This is a genomic window from Parabacteroides hominis (genome assembly GCF_014287585.1).
Classification (GTDB): Bacteria; Bacteroidota; Bacteroidia; order Bacteroidales; family Tannerellaceae; genus Parabacteroides; species Parabacteroides hominis.
Genome location: NZ_JACOOJ010000036.1, coordinates 50695 through 58512, shown reverse-complemented (window position 1 = coordinate 58512; position 7818 = coordinate 50695). Strand labels below are relative to the sequence as shown.

Annotated in this window: 7 protein-coding genes; 2 read left to right on the top strand and 5 right to left on the bottom strand. The window is 40.8% G+C overall.

The features are described 5' to 3' along the window. Nucleotides 1–814: 814 nt before the first annotated feature. From H8S65_RS16660 to H8S65_RS16645, 4 genes are all read right to left on the bottom strand, one after another. Nucleotides 815–1807: a sensor histidine kinase gene (locus H8S65_RS16660; RefSeq protein WP_186930993.1), complete on the bottom strand. Its 993-nt coding sequence runs from the start codon at nt 1805–1807 to the stop codon at nt 815–817. After that, on the bottom strand, nt 1804–2574 hold the full coding sequence (locus H8S65_RS16655) for a LytR/AlgR family response regulator transcription factor (protein ID WP_186930992.1): 771 nt from the start codon (nt 2572–2574) through the stop codon (nt 1804–1806). The genes H8S65_RS16660 and H8S65_RS16655 overlap by 4 nt, the downstream gene beginning before the upstream one ends. 22 nt (nt 2575–2596) lie before the next feature. Continuing rightward, the gene (locus tag H8S65_RS16650; protein WP_186930991.1) at nt 2597–3508 is read right to left on the bottom strand and encodes a DUF6268 family outer membrane beta-barrel protein; all 912 of its coding nucleotides are present in this window, start codon (nt 3506–3508) and stop codon (nt 2597–2599) included. Nucleotides 3509–3768: 260 nt separating this feature from the next. After that, complete coding sequence (locus H8S65_RS16645) at nt 3769–4398, bottom strand: nitroreductase family protein (protein WP_186930990.1); 630 nt, start codon at nt 4396–4398, stop codon at nt 3769–3771. Between the two features lie 132 nt (nt 4399–4530). Here H8S65_RS16645 and H8S65_RS16640 point away from each other — a divergent pair, with 132 nt between their 5' ends. Both H8S65_RS16640 and H8S65_RS16635 read left to right on the top strand, forming a co-directional pair. Then, the gene (locus tag H8S65_RS16640; RefSeq protein ID WP_186930989.1) at nt 4531–5385 is read left to right on the top strand and encodes a helix-turn-helix transcriptional regulator; all 855 of its coding nucleotides are present in this window, start codon (nt 4531–4533) and stop codon (nt 5383–5385) included. A gap of 81 nt (nt 5386–5466) precedes the next feature. Further along, nucleotides 5467–6645 carry a DUF418 domain-containing protein gene (locus tag H8S65_RS16635; protein ID WP_186930988.1) on the top strand — a complete coding sequence of 393 codons (1179 nt, stop codon included), beginning with the start codon at nt 5467–5469 and terminating at the stop codon, nt 6643–6645. Nucleotides 6646–6714: 69 nt separating this feature from the next. Here H8S65_RS16635 and msrB read toward each other — a convergent pair whose 3' ends face one another. Continuing rightward, the gene (gene msrB / locus H8S65_RS16630; protein ID WP_255489295.1) at nt 6715–7713 is read right to left on the bottom strand and encodes a peptide-methionine (R)-S-oxide reductase MsrB; all 999 of its coding nucleotides are present in this window, start codon (nt 7711–7713) and stop codon (nt 6715–6717) included. Between the last annotated feature and the right edge of the window lie 105 nt (nt 7714–7818).

Genomic DNA, 7818 nt, shown 5'->3' with positions numbered 1-7818 from the left:
CAGTTCTCTTTTATTTTTTACTTATTTCTGTAGGATTACTTCCCGAAGAGAGACAATTGAGAAGACCAAAGATGTTTTAAAAATAAAAATGGATAATAAACGGGCGGCATAACAAAAAAAGAAGGCATCCTTTTCAGACACCTTCTTTTTTTTATCTAAAATCCGGCTTATAAGTCTTCAGAAAACGATACATCCATTCATTCGATTTTATGTCATTTCTTACAAATAATAAGCATTTACACGACCATTTTTATTCATTTCAGGCTATTCTCCTGACACATACTTCACACTTTTTCTTCATTCCAGCCTAAAAAAGGTACGATTCCGTAAGGTCTTCCCGAAATCATCCAAATGATTTTTTTAATTATCTGAATGGTTTCGGAAAACTATTCAGATAATAGAGGAGAATGATTCGGATAAATATAGTAAATCATTTAGATGATTTCGCGGGAAGCTCCGAAAGAAGGTGCAAAATGGCCGTGGAGGGGCTGTAAAGGACCTTCAAGGAGCCATTTTAACAGCTAAAAACCATCTTTAAAAGATGATTTTACTGCTTACATTTTGATTGTGTTTTATCCTTCAGAGCGACACCTTTCCCCAATTGTTCTGCATAAACCCGCCTTTTCAGGAACAAAAAAAGGTTTTCAGGGATGAGACAAACAAAATGTCAATTCCAAACCGCTCCTCCTTCCCCTATTTGTAATCATCAAGGCAAATGTACGGATATAAGCGAATCTCCGGATAGCAAATCTGGTAAATTGTCAATTTGATAATAATCACGTAAAGACACATGGTCGTGCGTCTTTATGCAGCATTATATAAGATATGGGAGAAAAACGATAAATTTATTATCGATCTTAGTTATTGCTATTTCTTGTCCGGAAATGGCATATTGGCGTTGAAGGTTGGCAAGACCAGTCCCGGTTCTCTGAACATTGTTTCGCAGTTGGATATTATTGCTTACAGTAACACCATCTTCGCCAATATGGATAATGACATTTAGGGGTTGCTGTTCAGATGCCACATTATGTTTCAGTGCATTTTCCACCAATGTCTGAATACTTACCGGTATTACTCGTGAATGACGTAATGCTGTATTATCTTCAATGGAAACTTTCAGGCTCTCGGCAAATCGCATTTTTTCAAGATAGAGATATGTTCTTACAAAATCGAGCTCTTCTTTCAATTCAACGGTCTGGTTTTCTGATGTAGTGAGGATATAGCGGTACACATTGGCGAACTTTTTAGCGAAAGTGTTTGCGAATGCAGGATTCTGGTAGGTCAGCGAAGCAAGAACATTCAGACTATTAAAAAGGAAATGCGGATTTACCTGATTTTTCAAGGCATTGAGTTGGTATACGGCTTTTTCTTTCTCTATTTCAATTATCCTTTTCTCGTTTTTCATTTGTGCGTTATGGTACAACAGCAACTCTATGAAAAGAACTATGATACAATTCATCATCAAGAATGCCGCAACTTGGGCGAGCGGATTGGGAGACGAGAATACATGTGCTGAAACGAAACTCATACTCCCGGTTATCGCGGACACAATAACCACATCAAGTATAATATGGCTGATATTTGCCGATTTCCAGACACGAGCATGAAGGAAACGGATTGTTCCATAATCAATTAGTCCGGGTATAACAAACAATGGAAGATTTACAAATAAATTGCTTATCACTGCCACCATGTCATATCCATTAGGCGTTGTAAGGAGAGTGAGAGTGGATATGAACAAGAACAACATCGCCGCTATAGCCATGTATAACAGCAAGATTTGTGATATGACCTGTTTTTTCTTCATTGCCCGTTGCCGTTCATCCAGTTTAGAAAATTCTCCGCCCTGTTGCGGCTTACGATTATCTCGTGAGGGCAAGGGGGAGAGAAACTTATTTTGAGCCTTCCTGCAAAATATTTTATAATTTTAGATAGGCTCTTGATATTCGTTATGCAGTTGCGCGATACTCGGAAAAATATAACCGGATCAAGCATGGAATCCAGCTGGTCAAGCGTGTACGGCACAATATATCGCTTGTCTTCAAAAGTATGGAGAAACGTATATTTGTCTTCACTGTAAAAGAAGGCAACATGCTGAGCTTCGACATATCCGTAAACATCGCCTGCATGTACGAGAAACCGGTTCTTACGATTAGTCGTTATATAATCATTACGCAATTTTTGATACTCCATACTTAACGGAATAACGTATTGCAGATTTTCATACTTGATAATGGCTTGTTCAAGGTCTTTTTCCTCTATTGGTTTCAAAAGATAATCAATGCTATTGACTTTGAATGCTCTTAATGCATATTCATCATAGGCGGTGGTGAATATGACAGGAACTTGTGATTTCACCTGATCGAAAAACTCAAAACTGTTTCCGTCCGACAAACGTATATCAACCAGCATCAAATCAACTTCCATGTTGGTTACAAGCTGGATGGCCTGTTCGACAGACGTAGCCCAACCGCACAACTCGTAGCCGGGCCGCAAGGACTTCATCATTCGTTTGAGTTCTTCATAGGCGAAACGTTCGTCCTCTATGATTAGATATTTCCTCTTCTTTTCCATGATGCAAAATTACTATATTAATTTAGAACCCATAACGCAACCCTATTCCTCCCTGAAATGCGGGAGAAAAATGACGGCGTTCGGAAAGATTCTCACCACCAAACATATACTTGATTTTTCTTTCGGAGATACTGCTGAAACGTATGATATTGATGCCTATATTGGCATGCACACTGAATTTACCGCCGATAATCAAAGAGGGAGTAAAATAGGAATTGAGCATCATAGACGAGTAAAGTTTGTCCTTGTTGTCCTGTTTTATTACCGCTGCCATTCCATCAAGTTCTACAATATTCCAAGCAAGGCGAAACTTTTTGGCGAAAAGAGACGAAGCTGTTACCTTTACCTGGCTTGTTAAATCGACATCAAGCTCAAATCTTTTTTTCACAGCCCATTTCAAGTAGCCTGTTGGCATGACCATCGGCACGCCGAATGAGTTTGTAAGACCAACACCAAGCCCAACACTAAGAGATGGGTTTATATCATAGATAATGATACCACCACCGCTTGCCAGAATACTGTTGAATCTGATTTTTCTTGGTTGGCTATAAACACCACAGCCTAAAGAAAAGGCCAAACTCCACTTGGACGCTATTGGACGAATATAGGAAACCATTACGCTGGTATTGAGGATGTCGCGTGGAACAATAGTACTAATTTCTCCTGAATTGCCGCTTCTCACCATTGATAATCCCGCAGACATACTCCATACAATCGGCTGGTTTCGTTCATTCAATTTTATGGAGAGCGGTTGAAAATATTTTATACCATATCTTATAAAATAGCCTTTGCCCTGTTCTTTGCCATGAAAATCGTTGGCGTGATCTGTAAAACGGGACTGGGAGAAGTAATCGGTATACCCCTCTATTTTTTGGCTCCACACCACAGATATACCGACTACCACCAGAGACAACAAGATAATAAACTTACGCATCGTTAATTATTTTTGATGCAAAGTTGAAGGAATCAAATCAATCTCGCAATCCAAGTCTGATGAACTACATTATTCAATAGATGGACATCCAGATATAACCGATGAAATATAAATCATCCATAAAACTAAATTCGGACATTTGCGTAATTCATAAAAGAGTCGTATCTCTGAACCGTAGTTTTAGACAAACAACGAACAGTCAAAGGACGAAAATAAGGGAGCGATAACAACCAGACAAAAGAACAGACGAGACTTTTAGATTACCAGACATTATGGTGAATTCTATCCTCTACCCGAATCTCTTTCTGTTTACAGATATGTGCATTCTCCGCTGCATAGCCAATGGCAAGGAAACAGGCGAACTCGTATTCTTCGGGAGCGTGGACGAGGTGTTTCACATATTCCGGTTCATTGCCAATGGGAATACGAAACGCACATGCCAGTCCTTCTGCGGTTGCAGCCAGCAGAATGTTTTCTACGGCCACCCATGCCGAGGCGAAATAATTGAGCGAACTTTGATCTGCCGGATGGCACAGAGGACAATCCTTTTGCCTGAAGAACGGCAAAACAAGGCAATTGCTTTGCATGAGCATACGTTGCTGTTTAGGTAACGCATCGACAAACATGGCATATCCGTCCTTATCCATCGTGCTTGCGGCGGCTTCAAGCCCAGCCTGCTGAATCTTTTGAGTGTTTTCCGCCACTGGTGATATAAGCCGGGCAATGTTTTCCTGTCCTCTCACAACAATGAATTCAAACTGTCGCAAATGGTCATTGGTCGGAGCTTTAAAGGCTGCCGATAAGACCCTTTCCAGCACTTCTTCCGTTACTTCCTTATCGGAAAAATCGCGGATAGTTCTTCTTTTCTCTAATACTTGATAAAAATCCATAACAATACATTTTAATTTAATCGTTAGACTTATTGTTTTCAGCAGCAAAGTTATGGTTCCTTCTTGTTGAATATTTGTGGTATCATATCGCACATTTGTCGTATATTTGCATCAAACCATTTTTATGTAATTATGGAAGAAATGATTACCCCTTACGAATTACCTGAAATAGAGAACCATTCATTCTTTTTCATTGACCAGCGGATAGATACTCACATAGAAGCCAAATTGCACCAACACGATGCTTGGGAATTATATTATGTAATTCACGGGTATGGAACTCGAATGGCTGGTGATACGTTACAATCTTTTTCGGCAGGTGATGTCGCATTGATACCACCGTCTATGCATCATTATTGGGAATATACACCTTTATCGGCTGACAGTGAAGGGCATATTCGTTATCTAATGGTAGCTTTCAGCCACTCCCTTATCGTGAGGAGCATGGAAGTTTTTCCCGAATTGCGAAACCGTTTGGCAGGTCTCACGTTCCCCGTCAATGCATTAAAATTTGGTCTGGAAAGCTCTCGTATTATTCGTAAAATGTTATTACAAATGAACGATATGGACGATCTGGGACGATTATGCGGAATGTTCCGTTTACTACCTGTCATCTTCAATTCATCCGACCATATTCTTGCAGGTAAGCCTATGCAGATTGAACGTGATGTGAGACGTATGCAACAAATTTGCGCTTATGTGATGGCTCATTATGTCCATACCATCTCTTTAGATGAAGTTGCAGCCGAAGTGGGTATGAACCGTTCTGCATTTTGCTCATACTTCAAACGATGTAAAGGAATGACGTTTTCACAATTTGTCACCCAATATCGCTTGAATACAGCTTGCGAACTTCTAAAACACTCGCAAAAACAAATATCGGAAATCTGTTTTGCAGTAGGGTTTAATGATGTTCCACATTTTAACAGAGTTTTCAAAGAATCGCAAGGAGTAACTCCTAAGGAATATAGGAAATTAAATTGCTAATCTCGAATCAAGGTGCAAGTATATATCGGAATCCCGCACAAATACTTACATTTGTGTTTTGAAATTTAACAAACAACTTATATGGAACTATCAGCAAGTAAAACCCCACGTATTGAAGTGGTCGATGCGTTAAGAGGATTCGCCGTTATGGCTATTATTTTAGTGCATAACCTGGAACATTTTATTTTTCCTGTCTATCCAGCAGAACAACCGGCATGGCTGACTGTCCTCAACGACGGAGTGTTTAACGTCATATTCTCCTTGTTTGCAGGAAAAGCCTATGCTATCTTCGCCCTCCTATTCGGGTTTACATTCTATATCCAATGCCATAACCAGGAAAAGAAAGGAAAAGATTTCGGCTACCGCTTCTTATGGCGTCTGGTTCTGTTACTTGGTTTCGCGACGCTGAACGCTGCTTTTTTCCCAGCCGGAGACGTGCTGCTGTTATTTGCCGTAGTAGGCTTGGTTTTATTCCTTGTCCGCAAATGGAGTGACAAAGTAATCTTGGTCACAGCTATTATATTATTAATCCAACCTATAGAATGGTTTCACTACATCATGAGCCTATTTAATCCGGCCCATACTTTGCCGGACCTCGGTGTAGGCGCTATGTATGGTGAAGTCGCCGAATATACCAAAGCAGGAAATTTCCGGGACTTCATCTGGGGAAATATCACGTTAGGACAGAAAGCAAGTTTGTACTGGGCTATCGGAGCCGGACGTTTCCTGCAAACGGCAGGCTTATTCCTGTTAGGACTTTATATCGGCAGAAAAGAGCTATTCGTTACGACCGAATCCCACCTGCGTTTCTGGGTAAAGGTTCTTATTATTGCAGCTATCTGTTTCGCCCCTTTATATTCTTTAAAGGAACAGATCATGGCTGGTGACAATGCCCTGATCAAGCAAACTGCAGGGACGGCTTTCGACATGTGGCAGAAATTTGCTTTCACATTCGTCCTTGTTTCCTCGTTTGTGATCTTGTACCAGAAAGAATGTTTCAAAAAAGCAGTTTCCGCTTTGCGCTTTTATGGCAAGATGAGTCTGACCAACTATATTACTCAATCGATCATGGGAGCGATTATCTATTTTCCCTTCGGACTCTATTTAGCCCCTTATTGCGGCTATACAGCAAGTTTGCTTATCGGATTCGCTCTTTTCCTGCTGCAAGTTTCGTTCTGCAAATGGTGGCTGGCAAGACACAAACAAGGCCCTTTGGAAAGTATCTGGCATAAATGGACCTGGATGTTTGCGAATAAATAAATAAAAAAACATGAGGCAGTGTCAAAGGGAACAAAAATGTCCCGACCTGCCTCATTTAATACTGAAACTTCATTTCTTCAAAAGAGACAGATATTCTCCATAACCTTCTTCTTTCATCTTTTCTTTCGGGATAAACCGCAGGGAGGCACTGTTTATACAATACCGTAATCCCCCTTTATCGGCGGGGCCATCTGTAAAGACATGGCCTAAATGAGCATCTCCCGTCTGGCTGCGTACTTCTGTACGGGTCATTCCATGTGAAGTATCCAGCTTTTCAACAATCAGTTTTTTATCGATCGGTTTGGAAAAACTGGGCCAGCCACAGCCGGAATCAAGCTTATCGGTGGATATGAAAAGCGGCTCACCGGTCGTAATATCGACATAAATTCCTTCCCTGTGCTCATTCCAGTATTCATTGCGGAATGCAGGTTCCGTAGCACTTTTTTGCGTCACGGCATACTGTACGTCGGAAAGTTTTTTCTTAAGGGTCGCATCATCCGGTTTTGCATAAACAGGACGGGCATTTACTTTCCGCGCCAGTTCGAACAATTTCGGATTAATATGGCAATAACCGCCCACATTCTTATCCAGATAATCCTGATGGTATTCTTCCGCTGCATAAAAATTAACGAGCGGTATCACCTCGATGGCGATCGGTTTCGTATATTCCTTTGCCAGCTCTTTAATGGCGGCTTCGATCACCGGAACATCTTCTTTATCGGTATAATAAATGCCCGTGCGATACTGCAAACCGCTATCTCCACCCTGACGGTTGACACTGGTCGGATCTATTGTCTGAAAGTATAGATTCAACAACAGATCCAGATCGACCGTTTGCGGATCATAAACGACCTTCACCGCTTCCACCGCCCCGGTATTCCCGGTACATACTTCTTTATACGTGGGATTGGGAACCTGGCTGTTGGCATAACCAACTTCCGTTTTTTCCACACCTCTGATCTGTTTCAGGAAATGTTCCGTACCCCAGAAGCAACCGCCTGCCAGATATATTTCAGCCTTGTCTTTCATATTCATATTTTCTTGTTTCATTAAATCAAACTCTTTCATATTCCCGGCGTCGCCAGCCAGGCTGACACATGCCAAAAAGAATGCAATAATAGCAATATTTCTCATAGCCTTTTTATTTCTTAAATAACAAATCGGAAATATTTT

Coding starts and splice junctions, on each gene's coding strand:
- H8S65_RS16650 (WP_186930991.1), bottom strand. CDS start 3,508: ATGCGTAAGTTTATTATCTTGTTGTCTCTGGTGGTAGTCGGTATATCT.
- H8S65_RS16640 (WP_186930989.1), top strand. CDS start 4,531: ATGGAAGAAATGATTACCCCTTACGAATTACCTGAAATAGAGAACCAT.
- H8S65_RS16645 (WP_186930990.1), bottom strand. CDS start 4,398: ATGGATTTTTATCAAGTATTAGAGAAAAGAAGAACTATCCGCGATTTT.
- H8S65_RS16660 (WP_186930993.1), bottom strand. CDS start 1,807: ATGAAGAAAAAACAGGTCATATCACAAATCTTGCTGTTATACATGGCT.
- H8S65_RS16655 (WP_186930992.1), bottom strand. CDS start 2,574: ATGGAAAAGAAGAGGAAATATCTAATCATAGAGGACGAACGTTTCGCC.
- msrB (WP_255489295.1), bottom strand. CDS start 7,713: ATGAAAGAGTTTGATTTAATGAAACAAGAAAATATGAATATGAAAGAC.
- H8S65_RS16635 (WP_186930988.1), top strand. CDS start 5,467: ATGGAACTATCAGCAAGTAAAACCCCACGTATTGAAGTGGTCGATGCG.